At 67.5% G+C, this 17,589-nt stretch carries 14 protein-coding genes; 5 read left to right on the top strand and 9 right to left on the bottom strand.

The annotated features are described in order from the left end of the window. Positions 1–12: 12 nt before the first annotated feature. The 5 genes from EDF57_RS05325 to EDF57_RS05300 all read right to left on the bottom strand — a co-directional run bounded on the left by EDF57_RS05325 (position 13) and on the right by EDF57_RS05300 (position 5,620). Positions 13–795, bottom strand: coding sequence for an IclR family transcriptional regulator (locus EDF57_RS05325; RefSeq protein ID WP_134093373.1), 783 nt, complete (start codon positions 793–795; stop codon positions 13–15). Between the two features lie 263 nt (positions 796–1,058). Then, positions 1,059–2,333, bottom strand: coding sequence for an MFS transporter (locus tag EDF57_RS05315; RefSeq protein ID WP_132267624.1), 1,275 nt, complete (start codon positions 2,331–2,333; stop codon positions 1,059–1,061). A 170-nt stretch (positions 2,334–2,503) separates the two neighbouring features. Continuing rightward, the gene (locus tag EDF57_RS05310; RefSeq protein ID WP_243840891.1) at positions 2,504–3,178 is read right to left on the bottom strand and encodes a CDP-alcohol phosphatidyltransferase family protein; all 675 of its coding nucleotides are present in this window, start codon (positions 3,176–3,178) and stop codon (positions 2,504–2,506) included. 280 nt (positions 3,179–3,458) lie between these two features. After that, positions 3,459–4,247 carry a sulfite exporter TauE/SafE family protein gene (locus EDF57_RS05305; RefSeq protein ID WP_132267626.1) on the bottom strand — a complete coding sequence of 263 codons (789 nt, stop codon included), beginning with the start codon at positions 4,245–4,247 and terminating at the stop codon, positions 3,459–3,461. After that, positions 4,244–5,620 carry a RimK family alpha-L-glutamate ligase gene (locus EDF57_RS05300; protein WP_134093371.1) on the bottom strand — a complete coding sequence of 459 codons (1,377 nt, stop codon included), beginning with the start codon at positions 5,618–5,620 and terminating at the stop codon, positions 4,244–4,246. Before EDF57_RS05300 ends, EDF57_RS05305 begins: the two co-directional genes overlap by 4 nt. 371 nt (positions 5,621–5,991) lie before the next feature. Between EDF57_RS05300 and EDF57_RS05295 the strand changes: the two genes are divergently transcribed. Together EDF57_RS05295 and EDF57_RS05290 are read left to right on the top strand one after the other, a co-directional pair. Further along, positions 5,992–8,052: a carbon starvation CstA family protein gene (locus tag EDF57_RS05295; RefSeq protein ID WP_134093370.1), complete on the top strand. Its 2,061-nt coding sequence runs from the start codon at positions 5,992–5,994 to the stop codon at positions 8,050–8,052. Continuing rightward, entirely contained in the window at positions 8,049–8,234 is a 186-nt protein-coding gene (locus EDF57_RS05290; RefSeq protein WP_134093369.1) for a CstA-like transporter-associated (seleno)protein, read from the top strand. The genes EDF57_RS05295 and EDF57_RS05290 overlap by 4 nt, the downstream gene beginning before the upstream one ends. Positions 8,235–8,261: 27 nt before the next feature. Here the strand turns inward: EDF57_RS05290 and EDF57_RS05285 are convergent, their stop codons facing one another. Next, positions 8,262–8,471: a hypothetical protein gene (locus tag EDF57_RS05285; RefSeq protein WP_132267633.1), complete on the bottom strand. Its 210-nt coding sequence runs from the start codon at positions 8,469–8,471 to the stop codon at positions 8,262–8,264. A 54-nt stretch (positions 8,472–8,525) separates the two neighbouring features. Further along, positions 8,526–9,434, bottom strand: coding sequence for a LysR substrate-binding domain-containing protein (locus EDF57_RS05280; protein WP_134093368.1), 909 nt, complete (start codon positions 9,432–9,434; stop codon positions 8,526–8,528). A 105-nt stretch (positions 9,435–9,539) separates the two neighbouring features. On the opposite strand from EDF57_RS05280, the gene EDF57_RS05275 reads away from it, so the two are divergent. The 3 genes from EDF57_RS05275 to EDF57_RS05265 all read left to right on the top strand — a co-directional run bounded on the left by EDF57_RS05275 (position 9,540) and on the right by EDF57_RS05265 (position 13,227). Then, a complete protein-coding gene (locus EDF57_RS05275) occupies positions 9,540–10,811 on the top strand; it encodes an MFS transporter (protein ID WP_134093367.1) in 1,272 nt (423 codons plus the stop codon). A 137-nt stretch (positions 10,812–10,948) separates the two neighbouring features. Continuing rightward, positions 10,949–12,010 carry a glycoside hydrolase family 43 protein gene (locus EDF57_RS05270; protein WP_132267924.1) on the top strand — a complete coding sequence of 354 codons (1,062 nt, stop codon included), beginning with the start codon at positions 10,949–10,951 and terminating at the stop codon, positions 12,008–12,010. A 290-nt stretch (positions 12,011–12,300) separates the two neighbouring features. Next, a complete protein-coding gene (locus EDF57_RS05265) occupies positions 12,301–13,227 on the top strand; it encodes a polysaccharide deacetylase family protein (protein WP_166675180.1) in 927 nt (308 codons plus the stop codon). A 50-nt stretch (positions 13,228–13,277) separates the two neighbouring features. Here EDF57_RS05265 and EDF57_RS05260 read toward each other — a convergent pair whose 3' ends face one another. Then, the gene (locus EDF57_RS05260; protein ID WP_243840890.1) at positions 13,278–14,573 is read right to left on the bottom strand and encodes an SGNH/GDSL hydrolase family protein; all 1,296 of its coding nucleotides are present in this window, start codon (positions 14,571–14,573) and stop codon (positions 13,278–13,280) included. A gap of 89 nt (positions 14,574–14,662) precedes the next feature. Beyond that, entirely contained in the window at positions 14,663–17,578 is a 2,916-nt protein-coding gene (locus tag EDF57_RS05255) for a TonB-dependent receptor (RefSeq protein WP_134093365.1), read from the bottom strand. Positions 17,579–17,589 lie beyond the last annotated feature (11 nt).

The following is a 17,589-nucleotide window of genomic DNA, read 5'->3' as shown; positions in this document are numbered from 1 at the left end:
GCGGTTCGCGGGCTAGCCCCGCGGCGCGCGGTAGCCCACGGCCTCGCCGACCTGCCCCGCGGTGGCGACGATGGCCGCCACCAGATCGTTGACGATGTCGTCCGTCAGGTAATGGGCCGCGCTGGCGATCGAGATGGCGATGCAGATCTCGCGGCGCGCATCGCGGATCGGCACCGCGATCGAGCGCACGCCGTCGCCCAGCTCGCTGTCGTGCAGCACGTAGCCATGCGCCTTGTGCTCCCGCATCAGCGCCACGTATTCCTTCACCGCCTTGGCCGAGACCTTGCCGCCATTGGCTTCACGGTAGAGGTCTTCCCAGACCTTCTCGTCCTCGTCCAGCAGCAGCGCCTTGCCCAGGCCGGTTTCGGCGATGGGGCGGCGGTCTCCCGGCGCGGTCGCCACGCGAAGACGCTGGCGCCCGGTCACGCGGTCGAGGTGGCGGGACCAGTCCCCCTCGCGCTTGCCCACGAAAACGCAGAAACCCGTCTTTTCCGAGAGCTTTTCCATGAACGGCCGGGCCACCCGCACATAGTCGATCTGCTCGGTGGCCATGACGCCCAGTTCCAGCAGCTTGGGGCCGAGACCGAAGCCGTCGCTCGTCACCGAGAGATAGCCGCGGGACTTCAGCGCCTGCACCAGGCGGTGCGCGGTGGTCTTGCTCATGCCCAGCTTGCGGGCGAGATCGGCGGCGCGGATCGGGCCGCCAATCACTTCGTCCATGATGTCGAGCGCACGCATCAACGTTTGCGTGCCCTTGACCTCGACTTCGGGCTTGTCGTCGCGAAGTGCCGTCATCGTTCGTGTCTTTCTCCGGATCGGTCCACTTTGCGGGACGCGAATCCATTTGTTCCACCTGCTCTATACCCTCGGGCGCGGCGGTCAATGGGAGAAGACGGAGACGGAGACGGAGACGGAGACGGAGACGGAGACGGAGGCGCCCGCAGGACGGGCGGGTCTGGAGCGGATCCGATCCTGCTGCGGGGGCTCGACCGCTTTCGGGTTTCTGGCTTGCCGCGTTTTCCGCGTCATCAGGCGATTCCACCCGATGGGAAGACGTTCTAGGCGGTGAAGCTCCGCTCGGTGTTGCGCCGGATCGACAGCAGGCCGATCAGGCTGAGGATCGCCGCCGCCGAGATATACGTGCCCACATATAGCACGCCGCCCTTGTCGGCCAGCGTCTGGGCGATAGCGGGCGCGAAGCCGCCGCCGAAGATGCCGCCGACGTTGAAGGCGATGGACGACCCCGTGTAGCGCACCCGCGCGTCGAAGAGCTGCGGCAGGAGCGAGGCGACCGGACCGTAGACGAAGCCCATCGTGAACAGGCCCAGGCACAGGAAGGCGGCGATCGCCGAGAGCGATCCGGCCGCGAACATCGGCCCCATCAGCAGGCCCACCCCGATGGCGCCCAGGCAGCCGGCGATCAGCACGCCGCGCGAACTCCAGCGGTCCGCCGCATAGCCGGCCAGCACGATGCCCAGCGCCATGAACAGGATCGCGAACAATTGCACGCCCAGGAAGCTGCGGCGATCGTAGCCCAGCGTCTCGGTGCCGTAGCCCAGCGCGAAGGTCGTGGTGAGGTAGTAGAGCGCGAAGCAGGCGATCACCGCGAAAGTGCCGGCCAGGGTCTGGCGCAAGTGCGTGCGGAACAGCTCGACGATCGGGATCGACTTGGGCGGGGTTTCCTCCAGCACGGCTTCGAAGGCCGGGGTTTCCGTCAGCTTCAGGCGGATCCACAGGCCCAGGCCGACCAGCACCGAACTCAGCAGGAAGGGAATGCGCCAGCCCCAGGCGAGGAAGTCCGCGTCGCTCAGGGTCATGCTGAAGACCAGGAACAGCCCGTTGGCGGCGATGAAGCCCACCGGCGCGCCGAGCTGGGGAAACATGCCGAAGCGCGCGCGGTAGCCGGGCGGGGCGTTCTCCACCGCCAGCAGGGCGGCACCGCCCCACTCGCCGCCGAGGCCCAGTCCCTGCGAGAAGCGCATGAGGCACAGCAGCAGCGGCGCGAACCAGCCGATGCTCTCGTAAGTGGGCAGGAGGCCGATGATCACCGTGGCGCCGCCCATCAGCAGCAGCGAGGCGACCAGCGTGGACTTGCGCCCTACCCTGTCACCGAAGTGGCCGAACAGCGTGGCGCCCACCGGCCGGGCGATGAAAGCGATCGCGAAGCTGGCATAGGCGGCCAGCCGCTGCACCGAGGGCGATTCCCCCGGGAAGAACAGCGGGCCGAACACCAGCGCCGCAGCGGTGGCGTAGATGTAGAAGTCGTAGAATTCGACGGCGGTACCGACCAGGCTGGCGGCCAGGACGCGGGAATTGCTGCGATAGACGTTCATCGCCGCGGCTCCGCGCTCGTGCCGCACCATCCGATCACACCCCACTCTTCAACCGACACTTTGGCGCCCCTGCAAGGCTCCGCCCTGGGAGCCGCTTCGTTTCAAGCGGCCCGCCTTAGAGCAAGCCTCGCCGGTTTACAGCCGAAATGCGCGCAACAATATTACGCGGATCAGCTCGCCGCGGCGAGGCGCTTGCCGGTGACCAGCGTCTGCACCACGAAGAGCACCATCAGGATCGCGCCGACCGAACCCACGAACAGGTCGAAGCCCGAAATCATGCCGAACAGGCCGCGTCCCGTGCCCAGCAGCATCATCATCGCGGTCAGGCCGATCAGCATGAAGCGCAGTTCGGTGGGACCGGCCTGGAGATACGAGAGCTTGAATTCGCCAAGGACCCGCGCGGCGAGATAGGCGTGGATCGACAGCAGCAGGTAACCCACGAGCGCCACCATCGCCACGTCCATCGTGACGTAAGGGCTGGTGCCGATGCCCCAGACGATCAGCGCGGTGGTCAGGCCGTCGCAACTATGGTCGATGAAATAGCCGTAGGAGGGACGCTCGATCTTGCGGAAGCGGGCGAGGCTGCCGTCCATGGAATCGCCGAACCATTGCACCACGTATCCGGCCATGGCCAGCCAGAGCCAGCCCGGGGACAGGTTGCTGGCCGTATAGCCCGCGAAAGTCATGAACGCGCCCAGCAGGCCCCCGGCGGTCAGCAGGTCCGGCGTCACCCAGCGGGGCATGCGGGCGCAGAGCCATTGCAGGAGCTGCCGCTCGCGCCGTGCCAGCAGGTTTTCCTGGATGCGGGTCGGCGGGGCGGGATGGGCGGTGGTCTTGGCGTTCATGCGGATCTTCTCGATTATCGGGGGGCGAAGTTGCTGGAGGTCGAAGCCATGTCGATCAGGACAGGGCACAGCCAGCCGCTTCCCGCGTGCGCGGCGCGCGAGACATGAATCCTCAGGATTTTACAGAGTTCCATGAGCGGCTCCTTTATGCGGGAGCTCGTTGGTCTCTCAGTCGCCGGCGCGCAAATTCCAGTCGGCGATCCGGCCTCCATAGCCGACGATGCGCCGATTGGCCAGTTTCGGGGGCCTTGGCGATCCCGCCACGCCCACCGCTCGCCGATTAAAGCCGCGAAAACAGCGGGATCGGAGAGAACATCATGGAGATCAATCCGCCCAGGCTCAGCGCCACGAGCGTCGCGCCGGTCAGTTCCATCAGCCGGCGCGGGGAAATGCGGCGGGTGAGCAGGGCGCCGAACGGTGCGGCCACCACGCCGCCGATCAGCAGGCCGCTGGCGGCGATCGTCAGCGATTCCACGCCCAGCCTGCCGATGAAGGCCGTGAGCACGGTGACGGTGACGAAGAACTCGGCGGCATTGGCCGTGCCGATCGCCATGCGCGGGGTCATGCCCTGGGCCATGAGGTTGCCCGTCACCATCGGTCCCCAGCCCCCGCCCGAGGCATCGAGGAAGCCCGCGATGAGGCCGAGCGGACCGACCAGCTTCATCCGCCGGTACGACTGCGGCCGCCGCGGCCCCCGCCAGATCAGGTAGAGCCCCACGGCTGCGAGGTAGACCAGCACCGCGGGGCGCAGGATCGCCATGCTGACGCTGGTGAGCACCCAGACGCCCAGCAGCCCCCCGGCGATGCCCGGCACCACCAGCCGCGCGAACAGCGGCCAGTCCACATTGCGCTGCAAGGCATGGGCGATGCCCGATGCGCCGCTGGTAAAGCTCTCCACCCGGTGCGTCACGGCCGAGGCCGCTCCCGGCGGCACCCCGAGCAGCATCAGCAGCGAGTTGGACAGGACGCCGAAGCCCATGCCCAGCCCGCCGTCGACCAATTGGGCGAGGAAGCCGGCAATGATGAACGGGGCGAGCGCGGCCCAGGGAATGGTCGCCGGATCGATCATCCGCCGGTCCTTCGGCGCAGCGAGGAAGCGGACCTGCCGAACCGTCCCGTCGGCGCGGTGGTCATGAACAGCACGGGGAAGCACAAGGCGATCACCGAAAGCACGGCGCCGGGAACCACGTCCGCGCCCGCCAGCCAGGGCAGGACCGCCGCCCAGATCGCCGCCACCAGCACGATCATCAGCGTCCTTTCCTGTTCAGTGTCGTTGAGCGCCGAGAGATCGGCGTTGACCCGGCCGTCGAACAGGGTGCGCAGGCCGGTGCCGACCCGGCTCTTGCGGTCGACCAGCATCGGCGGGAGGCTGGCATGGGCCAGGCAGCCCAGCCCGGCGCCGACCATGCGCAGGCCGACGGCGCTGGCGAAGCGGCGATATTCGGGGTTGCGGTCGCTGAGGACGCGCAGGCCCGCGCGTCCCCCGAAAGCGAGTTCGGCCAGGGCATTGCTTTCCGCCGCCGGGGCCGTGGCAGGCTCCGCCGCGTCCTGGGTGGAGATCACCCATTCGAGGATCGCCGAGGGCACGTCGTAGCTGGTGGCGCGCTCCAGCCCCTGGAAGCCCGGCGCCGAGTTCGCCTCGCAGATCCGGTAGCCTTCCTCGTCGAAGAGGATGTCGATCCCGGTCACGTCCAGCCCCAGCACGTCGGCCGCCTGGACCGCCAGTTCGGCCATTTCCGGCGGCGGATTATAAGCGATCCCCACGCCGCCGAGCGAGACGTTGGACTTGAACCCCCCGGTCAGCGAGCGCCGCTCCATCGCCGCCACCACGCGGCCGCCCACCACCAGCACGCGCACATCGCGGCCATGGCTGGCGCGGACGTAATGCTGGAGGATGAAGTCGGCCTGGGCATCGGCGCTTTCCAGCAGCCCGGCCAGATCCTCGAACTGGTTGCGATCCTCGCACTTGAGCACACCGGCCCCGCGCGTGCCCTTCAGCGTCTTGACGATCACGGGAAAGCCCAGTTCGCGCTCCACGAGGTCGACGTCGATGGGGAAAGTGCCCAGGATCGTGCGCGGGATCGGCAGGCCGGCGCGGTTGAGCGTCTGCAGGGTGTGCAGCTTGTCCGCCACCTGCTCGATCGTCGCCGGGCCGTTGACCAGCCGCACGCCGCGCCGCTCCAGATGGCGCAGCAGGGCCAGGGTGAAATAGTCCGTCTCCGCGCCGGTGCGGCAGATCACGAAATCCGGCCGCTCCACCAGCCGCCCCTGGTAAGTCGTGCTCCAGCCTTCCTCGGAGCCGACCACCAGGTCGAACTTGTGGGGATGGAGCACTTGCAGCTCGATGCCCATGGCGCTGGCCGCTTCCTGGAAGCGCAGCACCTCGGGCACTTCCGAGTTCGCGGGATCAAGCTCGCGATGAAACAGTATCCAGCCACGCAAGGCTTCATTTCCCCCAAGGATAGACGGCGGCGGACCGATCCGCCGTGCCAGGTGCGGCGTGCCCCAGTACGGCGTGCCAAGTGCGGAGTGCCAAGTGCGGCGTACCAATGCATTAGAAACAAAGCAGATTAGGCCGAAACGCGTCGGCGGCGCCGTGGTGCCACGCAATTCAACGCCCGCCAATCTTCTTTGGTTGCCTGTCACACATTGCCACGGAACGCCAGCCGCCGCCCAAGCTCCGGTCGCTGTCGGCGAACGGGTCTCCGATTATATCCCGGCCGACGAATTGCGATTTCCCGGTTCCCTCGTCGGCCCAAGGCTTTATGCACGGGGAGATCGGCGCGGGGAGACGGCGCCAGAAGGAGAGCACCATGATCCGCCACTTGCCCTGGCTCCTCACCGGCCTTGTCGGCGCCATTTCGCTCGCCGTCGTCGCGGTTTCGCGCGGAGAGGCGGTGAACGCGCTGTGGATCGTGGTGGCCGCCGTCTGCTGCTTCCTCGTCGCCTATCGCTACTATGCGCTGTTCATCGCCCGCCACGTCATGAAACTGGACCCGTCGCGGCCGACGCCCGCCCTGCGCCGCGCCGACGGGCTGGACTATGTCGCGACCGACCGCACCGTGCTGTTCGGGCACCATTTCGCCGCGATCGCCGGGGCCGGACCGCTGGTCGGGCCGGTGCTGGCGGCGCAGATGGGCTACCTGCCGGGCACGCTCTGGATCATCGGCGGCGTCGTGCTGGCAGGGGCGGTGCAGGACTTCATGGTCCTGTTCATCTCGATGCGGCGCGACGGGCGCTCGCTGGGCGAGCTGATCCGCATGGAAATGGGGCAGGTGGCCGGGACCATCGCGCTGTTCGGCGCCTTCATGATCATGGTCATCATCCTGGCCGTGCTGGCGCTGATCGTCGTGAAGGCCCTGGCGGAGAGCCCCTGGGGCATGTTCACCGTGGCCGCCACCGTGCCGCTGGCCATGCTGATGGGCGCTTATACCCGCTGGATCCGGCCCGGCCGGATCGGGGAAGTCTCCATCCTCGGCCTCGTCGGGCTGCTGGCCGCCATCGTCTACGGACAGGCCATCGCCCAGTCGCCGGTGTGGGGACCGCTGTTCACCTTCACGCCGGTGCAGCTCTGCTGGATCCTGATCGGTTACGGCGCGGTCGCTTCGGTCCTGCCGGTCTGGCTGCTGCTGGCCCCGCGCGACTACCTTTCCACTTTCCTCAAGATCGGCGCCATCGCCGCGCTCGCCATCGGCATCGTCATCATGGCGCCGCCGCTGCGGATGCCCGCGCTCACCGCCTTTGCCTCTGGCGGCGGGCCGGTCTTCTCGGGCGGGCTGTTCCCCTTCCTGTTCATCACCATCGCCTGCGGCGCGGTCTCCGGCTTCCACGCCCTGATCGCCAGCGGCACCACGCCCAAGCTGATCGCCAGCGAGAGCGATGCCCCGCTGATCGGCTACGGCGCCATGCTGATGGAGGCCTTCGTGGCGATCATGGCGCTGGTGGGCGCCTCGATCCTCGATCCGGGCATCTACTTCACCATGAACAGCCCCGCCGCGCTGATCGGCACCGACGCCGCCAGCGCCGCCCACGCGGTGACGGCCATGGGCTTCGCGATCTCCCCCGAGACCATCGCCCAGACCGCCCGGGACGTCGGTGAGCACACCATCATTTCCCGCGCGGGCGGCGCGCCGACCCTGGCCGTGGCCATGGCGGAGATCTTCTCCCACGTCATCGGCGGGCCGGCGATGAAGGCCTTCTGGTACCATTTCGCGATCCTGTTCGAGGCCCTGTTCATCCTCACCGCGGTGGACGCGGGCACCCGCGCCGGACGCTTCATGCTGCAGGACCTGATGGCGCTGGCCGTGCCCCGCCTCGGCGAGAGCAGGAGCCAGGTCCCCGGCCTCGTCGCCACGGCGCTCTGCGTGGCGGCCTGGGGGTTCTTCCTCTATCAGGGCGTCACCGATCCGCTGGGCGGGGTGAACACGCTCTGGCCGGTGTTCGGCATTTCGAACCAGATGCTCGCCGCCATCGCACTCATGCTGGCGACCGCCGTGCTTTTCCGCATGAAGCGCGACCGCTACGCCTGGGTCACCGTGCTGCCGACCGCGTGGCTGCTGATCTGCACGCTTTCGGCGGGCTGGCTGAAGCTGTTCTCCGCCGATCCCGCCGTCGGTTTCCTGGCGCACGGCGCCAGGTTCTCCGCCGCGCTGGAGCGGGGCGAACTGCTGAACCCCGCCAAGTCCCTGGAACAGATGGAGCGCATCGTCTTCAATGACCGGGTCGACGCCGCGCTGGTGGCGGTGTTCCTGGCGGTGGTGCTCTCCCTGATGGTCTTCACCTGGCGCACCTGCATGGCCTCGCGCCGCAGCCCGGTGCCGACCGTGAACGAGATCCCCGCCCATGAGGCCTCCCCGCGGCCGGTGCCGGCATGAGCGGCCTGATCCACACCCTGCGCCGCACGGCCCGGCTCATGGTGGGCCTGCCGGACTACGACGATTACGTCCGGCACATGGCCGCGCATCACCCGGACCGCCCGGTGATGGACCGCAAGGCGTTCTTCCGGGACCGTCAGGAGGCGCGATACGGCGGCAAGAACGGCGGACGGTGCTGCTGAGGGCCTGACGCGGCGCAAGCCGCGCCGTCAGTGCCGGCGAATCACCAGCTTGGTCTCGCCGCAAAGGCTGCATTCGTCCTTGCTCCGCACGAAACCGTTGGTTCCAACGAGTTCGCGGGTCTGGACATCCGCATGGTGAAGCACGCTCAGGCCCAGCCTTTGCGTGATGCAATCGTCGCAGACCGGCTCTGGTGCGAGCCGGACGACGAGTTTCTCGATATCTTGCAGGATGGTCATTCGCATTGCCCTCGACCTGCCCGTGCCAGCTTGGCGCGGTCCCGGCAATGGCAATTACGGGTGTTGGAGTTTCGCTCCGGTAAACTCACCATCAAGGCGATGCTTCAGCCACCCCGCGAAGGCCAGCACCGCCGCGGTCCTGGCCGGAGGACTGCCGGGATGGCGAACGAAATGATAGGCGCCTTCAAAGGGATGCTCGATCGCGGAGAGACGGACCAGCCGCCCGGCGGCGATGGCGTCCTGCGCGATCACCTTGCGCACGAGCGCCACGCCATGCCCGGCCGCGGTCGCTTCCAGCAGCAGCCCGGCATCGTCGTAGGGCTGCGAATCGGCAGGCTCCGGCAGCGTCAGCCCGGCGCGCTGGAACCACGGCGTCCAAGGCTGCCAGGAATTGCGCAGGAACCGGCAGCGGCCGAGGTCCTGCTCGCTCTCGATCCCCATCCGCTCGCGATAGGCGGGCGAGCACGCGGGGAACACGGTGTCCTGCATCAGCCGTTCGACCACCAGCCCCGGCCACTCGCCGCCGCCATAGCGGATGGCGGCGTCCAGCCCCTGCGGGCCGACCGGGCTGAGGTCCATGCGCGGATCGAGCGCGATGGCGATGCCGGGATGGGACTCGTGGAACTCCGCCAGCCGCGGCACCAGCCAGTGCGAGGCGAATGACGGGAGCACCGCCACTTTCAGCACCACATGCCCCGCCGCGGGCGGTTCCGGGAATACGCTGGCGATCAGTTCCAGCGACTGGCGCACGGTGGGCAGGATGCGCAGCGCCGCCAGGGTCGGCTGCATGGAATTGCCCTGCCGCTCGAACATCGGTTCTCCCAGCCGCTCCTCCACTTCGCGGACCCGATGGCTGATCGCGCCGTGCGTAACGCCCAGTTCCTCGGCCGCCCGCGTGAAACTGCGGTGCCGGGCAGCGGCGACCAGCGCACGCAGCGTGTTGAGCGAGGGCGGGCGGTACATGCCCGGGTTGTTACTGGAATTCACAACCCGCGCCAATCTTTCTCGTTCGGATCGCGGCGGGACTCCCGCTATCTCTCCGCTTCGACCTTTTCGGGAAACCTGCCCATGCCCCTTGCCCTCCGCCGCCCGCACCCCGCCTGGATCGTCGTGGCCGTGACGTTCTTCGCCCTGCTGTTCTCGGCCGGTCTGCGATCGGCACCGGGCGTGATGATGCTGCCCCTGGAACTGCACTTCGGCTGGGACCGGGCGACGATCTCGTTCTCCGCGGCCATCGGCATCCTGCTCTACGGCCTCGTCGGCCCCTTCGCCGCGGCGCTGATGATGAGCGTGGGCATCAAGCGCACCATGCTGGCGGGCCTCGTGCTCATGGCGCTGTCCACTTTCGCCAGCCGCTGGATGACCGCGCCCTGGCATTTCGTGCTGAGCTGGGGCGTGCTGTCGGGCATCGGTTCGGGTGCCGTCGCCTCGGTGCTGGGCGCGGCAGTGGTCAACCGCTGGTTCGCCTCGCGGCAGGGGCTGGTCATGGGCATGCTGAGCGCCAGCACGGCCACCGGCGCGCTCGTGTTCCTGCCCTTCCTGGCCTGGCTGTCGGAAGGCGGCGCCTGGCGGCCGGTGGCACTGGCCGTCAGCCTGGGCTGCGCCGCGCTTATCCCCGTGGTGGCCTTGTTCGTCCCCGAACGTCCCGAGACGCGCGGCGTGCGGCGCTTCGGCGAAGAGGAAGGCACTGCCCCCGCGCCGCCGATGAAGCAGGCGGCGACGCCCTGGCTCGCCATCGAGGCGCTCGTCCGCGCCGCCCGCCAGCCGGTGTTCTGGCTGCTGGCGGGAAGCTTCTTCGTCTGCGGCCTCACCACCAACGGCCTGGTCGGCACGCATATGATCGCCTTCTGCGGAGACCACGGCATCGCCCCGGTCGCGGCCGCCGGGCTGCTTTCGCTGATGGGCTTCTTCGACCTGATCGGCACGACCGCGTCGGGCTGGCTGTCTGATCGCCACGACCCGCGCCGCCTCCTGGCCGTCTATTACGGCCTGCGCGGACTGTCGCTGCTGGCCCTGCCCTTCATCGATTTCGGCACGGTCAGCCTGACCATCTTCGCGGTGTTCTACGGGCTGGACTGGATCGCCACGGTGCCGCCGACGCTTAAGCTCGCCAACCTGTCCTTTGGAGAGCGCGACGCGCCGATCGTGTTCGGCTGGGTGATGGTGGCGCACCAGATGGGCGCCGCGCTGGCCGCTTTCGGCGCCGGCGTGATCCGCGAGCTGACCGGCTCCTACACGCCCGCCTTCGCCCTGGCCGGCGCGTTCGCCGTGGTTGCCGCGCTCGTTTTCGTGGCGGGCATCGGCAGAGTTCGCGCCGTTCGGCGGCCGGAATTCGCCTGATCGGGGGGCGAGAATATCCCGGTTGCCCCTGACGGATGTTAGCGCTATCTTTCGGATAGAAGGTTTAAACCGACCGGGAGATAGATGTGTCGAGGCGAATTTACGCAGCCCTTGCGGCAACCGCTTTCTGCGGCCTGATGGCCGCCTGCAATGGTACCGGAGGCGCGCCTGACGCCGCCGCATCGGCCGATGCCACCGAAGCCGGCGCCGCTTCGGGCAAGAAGTACCTTTCGCAGCCGCTGGTCAGCGAGATGTATACCGCCGATCCTTCCGCCCATGTCTGGAACGGCAAATTCTACATCTACAACAGCCACGACGTGGACGGCCCGACGCCGGAAGACGATCTCGGCGGCCACTTCGAAATGCGCGACTACCACGTCCTGTCGATGGACAAGGTGGGCGACAAGGTCACCATCGGTCCTCTCGCGCTGGACGTGAAGCAGGTGCCCTGGGCCTCGAAGCAGATGTGGGCGCCGGACGCCGCCTTCAAGAACGGCACGTACTACCTCTACTTCCCGGCCAAGGACAAGCAGGGCGCCTTCCGCATCGGCGTCGCCACCTCGAAGGACCCGATGGGCCCGTTCAAGGCGGAACCGCAGCCGATCAAGGGCAGCTACTCGATGGACCCCGCCGTCTTCACTGACGACGACGGCCAGAGCTACATGTACTTCGGCGGCATCTGGGGCGGCCAGCTCCAGCGCAACGTGAACGGCAAGTACGATCCGAACGGTTCGAAGACCGACCTCCAGGCCGACGACAAGCCCGCCCTGCTCCCGCGCGTGGCGCGAATGACCGGCGACATGCTGGAATTCGCCGAGGCGCCGCGTGAAGTGAAGATCGTGGACGAGAAGGGCAAGCTCCTGCTCGGCGGCGACCATGACCGCCGGTTCTTCGAAGCCTCGTGGATGCACAAGTACAAGGGCAAGTACTACTTCAGCTACTCGACCGGCGACACGCACTACATCGCTTACGGTATCGGCGATAACCCCTACGGTCCCTTCACGTACAAGGGCCGCATCCTGAACCCGGTCGAAGGCTGGACCTCGCATCACTCGATCGTCGAGAAGGACGGCAAGTGGTGGCTGTTCTATGCCGACAGCCAGCTCTCCGGCCAGACGCGCCTGCGCAACGTCAAGGTCACCGAACTGCACTACAATGAAGACGGCACGATCAAGACGATCGATCCCTTCGTTCACTGATACGGCGAAGGGATGGCGAACCAGACGCGGTTCGCCATCCCTTTGGGCGCGCCTGCGGGGGTGCGGGCATGCGAGATCGCCCAAGGGGCGCGCAGTCTCTTGAACCACGCGCACAGCCGACAGACGGAAACACAGACATCCGACACCCGACACACCTCGTCATTGCGAGCGTAGCGAAGCAATCCAGGGCGGCTCTGCGCGACTCTGGATTGCTTCGCTACGCTCGCAATGACGAAATAGGGGATGGGCAGTGCGGAGGGACGGTTCAGGAAAAGGTGGGGGAAGAGGGCGTGCAGGCGGAAGTAACGACGCAAGTCGCAACGGCAACCAGGGCGCCAGCCGCAAGATCCACGCGCCTGCTGAGCGCCGCGCTGCCCCTGATCCTGGCGCTCGCCCCCCATCCCGCGCTTGCCGCCCCCGCGCCGCAGATCGCGCTCACATTCGACGACCTGCCCCTGCACACGCCTTACCCCGGCGGCGATACCCCGCTCTCGGTGACGGACGCCATCCTGGCCGCCCTGAAACAGGCCCGCGCCCCGGCTTTCGGCTTCGTCAATGCCGGCAAGGGCGAGGCTGGCGATCTCGATACCGTGCTGGACCATTGGCGCGCCGCCGGGCTGCCTTTCGGCAATCACGGCTTCCGGCATCTCAATTTGGACAAAGTGGGCGCGGCGGAATTCGTGGCCGAGCTGGACCGCAACCAGGCCGCACTTGCACCGCGCGGCATGAAGCCCTGGCTACGCTACCCCTTCCTCGCCGAGGGCAGGGACCCGGCCATGCGCGACGCCGTGCGGGCGGCGCTGGCGCAGCGGCACTATCGTATCGCCGGGGTCAGCCTCTCCTTCGACGACTGGGCGTGGAACGCGCCTTATGCCCGCTGCGCCGCCCAGGGGAACACTGCCGCGATCGCCGATCTCGAAGCGCGCTTCCTTTCCGCCGCCCGCGCCGATGCCGAGGCCGCGCGGGCCGCTTCACAGGCCCGGTTCCGCCGCGATGTGCCTTATGTGCTGCTGCTCCACGTCGGCGCCTTCGATGCGCGGATGATGCCGCGGCTCCTGGCGCTCTACCGGGACATGGGCTTTCGATTCGTCACTCTGGAACAGGCCCAGCGCGACCCGTTCTATGCCGCCACCGATCCGGCCAGACCCGGCCCGACGCCTGCCCTGCTGCGCACGACACCGCTGCCGCGCCCCGGAGACGACGTCTGCCCGGCCTGAGATCGTCATCCCGGACCTGATCCGGGAGACGCACCTCTCCTCGCTCTTTCCTAGCGCAGCAAGTCCAGCGGGATCGCCTCGCCCATGGCCTTGTAGCCGGCCGGGTTGGGATGGATCGCGTCGCCCACGTCATAGGCGGGATTGAGCCGGTCCGGCCGCGCGGGATCGCGCATCACCTTGTCGAAATCGATCACCGCATCGAAGTTGCCCGGTGCCCGGATCCAGGCGTTGATCGCCTGGCGGTCGGCCTCATTGACGGCGCCCGGATGGTAGTAGTCCATGCCCATGAACGGCAGCAATGTCGCGCCGTAGACCTTGATCCCCTTCGCATGGGCGCGGGCAACGATCTGGCCGTAGGCGCCGGTGATCTGCTCCACCATGGCGGCGTGTTCCGCAGCGCTCACCGGGTGGTCGCGCGTGAGGACGCCGAGGTCGTTGATGCCTTCCAGCACGATGAGGTGAGTGACGCCGGGCAGCGCCAGCACGTCGCGGTCGAGCCGGGCCATGGCATTGGGCCCGAGCCCGTCAAGCAGCACGCGGTTGCCGCCGATGCCCTGGTTGATCACCGCGCGCCTGCCTGCCGCAACCCCCGCCGAACTGCCCGCCAGTCGCCGGGCGAGCACGTCGGTCCAGCGGTCGTTGCCATTGGTGGTGGAGCCGCGCCCGTCGGTTATCGAATCGCCCAGCGCCACCACTGCGCCCGCCCCGCAGGCCCGCGCCTCGATTCCCGAAAGGAGATACCAGTGGTCGATCGGCTTGGCCGCGGCCAGTTCGGCATCGGCAACATGGTCGCCCGCGATCCAGTACGAAGTCGCGCGCGAGCCGGGATGCGCGGTCTGGCGCTGGGGCATGGCCTGGACGTGGAGCGAGACGGCCAGGTCCTCGAACGCGCGGACGGGCAGGTCCAGGGGGTCGGAAAGCCAGTCCGCGCCCGGCGGGATCACCACGCGGGCCTTGCCGGAGAAACGCAGCGGCGTGAGCGAACGGGCGTCGATCCCTGCCTTGTCCGCCGCCCGGGCGCGGGCCAGCGTGGCGGCCTCGATCACCAGCGGCGTGTCGCCGAAAGCATTGGACAGGCGCACGCGCAGTCCGGTGCCGCCGATCGAGGGTCGCACGATCTGGCGCAGCGTCACATCGCGCGTGGCCTCGGCAGGAAGGGCATTGTCGGCATCGGGAAGCATCTGCGAGGATCCCCAGGCCGAAACCCAGGGGCAGGCCGCCGCCAGCGCAGGCGCCGAGACGCCCAGCCCGGCCGTCACAAGAGCAGCCGGGATCAGCGCGCGCCTGAACGGGCGGCCCGTGACCATCCGGGCGGTGAGGGCAAGGTGACGGAACTTCGGCAGCATCGCGGACCCCATAAAAGAAATGAGCCGGCATCCAGGGAATGGACGCCGGCTCGGAGTTTTCAGGGAGGAGGAGTTCCCTGCAAGAACAATCAGAAGTTGGCGCGCAGACCCAGCAGGACCTGACGGCCCGGATAGTAGACCGAGTAAGCGGCGTTGTCGTATTCGAAGGTGGTGCGGATCGGCTCGTTGGTGATGTTCAGCACATCGAGCGTCAGGCGCACCGCGTTGTTCAGGAAGGGCAGCTGGTAGCCGGCCGACATGTCGAGCTGGCCACGGGCGTCCGAGCGCAGGGCGGCGTTCTGGATGCCGTTCTGCGGACCGTTCACGGCGATCGATGCGTCGTTCCAGACGTAGTTCACGCTGACCGACAGGCCGTTGTTCTCGTAGAAGCCCTGGAGGTTGTACGAGTAAGGCGAAACACCGGTGGCGACGAGGCCCGAGGACGAGGACTGCTTCAGGTAGGTGCCGTTGGCCGAGAAGCCCAGGCCCTGCACCAGGAAGTCGAGCGGCTGCACCCAGGTGGCCTCGATGCCCTTGATCTTCAGATCGCTGAGGTTGATCGGGCGGGTCACCGTGATCGGCAGGTTCGCGATCGGCACGCCGGTCTGGAGCGAGCGGTCGCTGAGGGCGTTCTGCTGGGTCGAGATCAGGCTGTCGTACGGAATGTTGAGCGAACCGAAGGGCACTTCCGAGGACGTGGTGACGGTGAAGCCGGCGATGTTCTTCTGGAAGGCCGACACACCGACATAACCGATGCCGCCGGTGTAGAATTCACCGCCGATATCGAAGTTGTCCGAAGTGTAGGGCTTCAGATCAGGATTGCCCGCGCTGGCCGTGAGGGCCGAGGGATCCGAGAACGTGATGCCCGGCAGGATCTGGTCGGCATTCGGACGCGTCATCGTGCGCGAGGCCGAGAAGCGCAGCTTCAGGTTGTCCAGCACATCGTACGTGAAGTTCACCGAGGGCAGGAAGTTATCGTAGTTCGAGCGCGAGGTGATGTCGATGATGGCGGTGCCGACCTGGCTCGGGCCGACGACGATCTGCTTGGTATGGGCATAGCGCATGCCGCCGTTCATGTGCAGTTCGCGGCCGAACAGTTCGGTGGTGCCGTTCAGTTCGAAGTAGGCGCCCAGCACCGTCTCGTCGATGTCGCCCGTGGCGCCGCCGGTCACCGCGCCGCGCGTTTCCGGCGCGCTGTCACGGTAGCTGGCGTAGTTGGTGGCCTGCTTGATGGCATCGAAGTCGGGGATGACGAAGGCATTGTAGCCCACGCTGCCGCTGGCGAGATGGCCGAAGTTGCTGACCGGGAACTGGGTCAGGTACTGCGGGATCTGGCCGGTGGTGATCGAGCCGGTATCGCCGGTGCAGCCGGTGCCGCAGACGGAAAGCTGGTAGGCCGGGCTGTTGTCGTAAGCGCGGATCGAACGCTGGGCCCGGTCATAGGCGCCGCCGAACTTCACGCTGAAGTCGCTGTCGCCGATGGTGGTGTCGAGGTGGGCACCGCGCGTCTCGGTATCGCGGCGAACCAGCGACACGTTCTGGCGGTACCATTCCCAGCCCATGTTCGGATCGTTGAGATCGACATTGGTGGTGATGATCGGCTGGTTGCCGCCGCTGTTGTCGTAATAGACGTCCACGCCCGAACCCGGGGTGGTCTGGAAGGCCCAGGTCGGCTGTTCGCGGAAGAACTTGCTCTTCGACCAGTTGGCATTGGCTTCCACCTTCACGCGGTCGGAAGGCTGCCAGGTGACGCTCGGCGCGATGTTCCAGAACTTGGTGGTCTGCTTGAACTGGCTCGCTTCGAGGAAGAACGAGGAGTTGGCGAAGGTGCCGCTGGTGACCACGCCGTTGTCGTCGACCGCAAGGTCGATCGGGATCATGCCGCCGGTCGACTGCGCGCTGGTGCCCGGGCCCGAGTTACGGACCTGCCAGTTCATGTTGACCTTGTAGTAGTCACGCTTGGACTTGGCCCAGATACCGTCGATCGCGAAGTGCAGCTCGTCGCTGGGACGCCATTCGAGCGATGCCAGCGCGGAGATGCGCGAACGGTCGCCGTTGGTCAGGCTGTTGCGGCCGAGGCGCGGGATCAGCGCGGTGCTGAGCTGGTCGCGGGTGAGACCCGAAGTGGCGACCACGTCTACCGGCTGGCCGGCGACGAGGCCGTGACCGGTATTGGTCGGAACCACCGAGGCCCAGGAGAAGTTGTTGCCGCCCGGATCGCCGGCGCCAAGGTTGCCGTCGGTCCAGCCCACGGATTCGAAGCCATCGACGCGGGTCTTGGTCTTCACGCCGGCCACGCCGACGAGAATGCCGAAGGTATCCGTGGTGTGGCTGGCGACGACCGCGCCGCGCGGGCTGATCTTGCCGTTGCTATCGGTATACTGGCCCTGGCCGACGACGGTGAAGTGCGTGCCTTCCTTGTCGAAGGGGCGCGCGTTGTGCAGGTTGACGGTGCCGGCGATACCGCCTTCGAGCGTCGAGGGCGAAGGGCTCTTGGCAAGGTCGAGACGGGTGAAGAGTTCGGACGGGAAGAAGTCGAGATCGACTTCGCGGTTGGCGCTGCCGCCGTTGGTGCCGCCGTCCGATGCCACCTGGAGCTGCGAGCCGTTCAGCAGCACGCGGGTGAAGCTGGGACCCAGGCCGCGGATGGCGACCTGGGTGCCTTCGCCGTTGATGTCGCGGTTGAGGCGCACGCCGGGCATGCGGTTCAGCGTTTCGGCCAGGTTGGTGGCGGGCAGCTTGCCGATGTCTTCGGCGAAGATCGAATCGCCGAAGGTCACGGCGTCGCGCTTGGCATTGGTCGCGCTCTGCAGCGAGGCGCGGATGCCGGTGACGATGATGTCGCCCGCGGAAGGCGTATCGTCCTGAGGGGCGGCGGTCGTATCGGCGGTGTCGGCGGCCGTGGTGCCCGCAGCATCCTGCGCGAAGGCTGCAGGCGCGGAAAGGCCCGAGAGCGCGGCGGCGCTCAGAAGAACGGCACGAACGGAAATACGGTTGGATCGCATTGGATATCCCC

The organism is Novosphingobium sp. PhB55, from assembly GCF_004368805.1.
Lineage (GTDB): Bacteria > Pseudomonadota > Alphaproteobacteria > Sphingomonadales > Sphingomonadaceae > Novosphingobium.
The sequence above is the reverse complement of the archived record's forward strand: the minus strand, read 5'-3'. Positions and strand labels throughout refer to the sequence as shown.

Bases quoted from the DNA above. Each gene is read 5' to 3' on its own strand.
- EDF57_RS05305 (WP_132267626.1), bottom strand. From the start codon at position 4,247: ATGATCGATCCGGCGACCATTCCCTGGGCCGCGCTCGCCCCGTTCATC.
- EDF57_RS05260 (WP_243840890.1), bottom strand. From the start codon at position 14,573: ATGCTGCCGAAGTTCCGTCACCTTGCCCTCACCGCCCGGATGGTCACG.
- EDF57_RS05255 (WP_134093365.1), bottom strand. From the start codon at position 17,578: ATGCGATCCAACCGTATTTCCGTTCGTGCCGTTCTTCTGAGCGCCGCC.
- EDF57_RS05290 (WP_134093369.1), top strand. From the start codon at position 8,049: ATGAGCGGCCTGATCCACACCCTGCGCCGCACGGCCCGGCTCATGGTG.
- EDF57_RS05315 (WP_132267624.1), bottom strand. From the start codon at position 2,333: ATGAACGTCTATCGCAGCAATTCCCGCGTCCTGGCCGCCAGCCTGGTC.
- EDF57_RS05270 (WP_132267924.1), top strand. From the start codon at position 10,949: ATGGCCGCCTGCAATGGTACCGGAGGCGCGCCTGACGCCGCCGCATCG.
- EDF57_RS05275 (WP_134093367.1), top strand. From the start codon at position 9,540: ATGCCCCTTGCCCTCCGCCGCCCGCACCCCGCCTGGATCGTCGTGGCC.
- EDF57_RS05280 (WP_134093368.1), bottom strand. From the start codon at position 9,434: ATGTACCGCCCGCCCTCGCTCAACACGCTGCGTGCGCTGGTCGCCGCT.
- EDF57_RS05325 (WP_134093373.1), bottom strand. From the start codon at position 795: ATGACGGCACTTCGCGACGACAAGCCCGAAGTCGAGGTCAAGGGCACG.
- EDF57_RS05285 (WP_132267633.1), bottom strand. From the start codon at position 8,471: ATGACCATCCTGCAAGATATCGAGAAACTCGTCGTCCGGCTCGCACCA.
- EDF57_RS05295 (WP_134093370.1), top strand. From the start codon at position 5,992: ATGATCCGCCACTTGCCCTGGCTCCTCACCGGCCTTGTCGGCGCCATT.
- EDF57_RS05310 (WP_243840891.1), bottom strand. From the start codon at position 3,178: ATGAACGCCAAGACCACCGCCCATCCCGCCCCGCCGACCCGCATCCAG.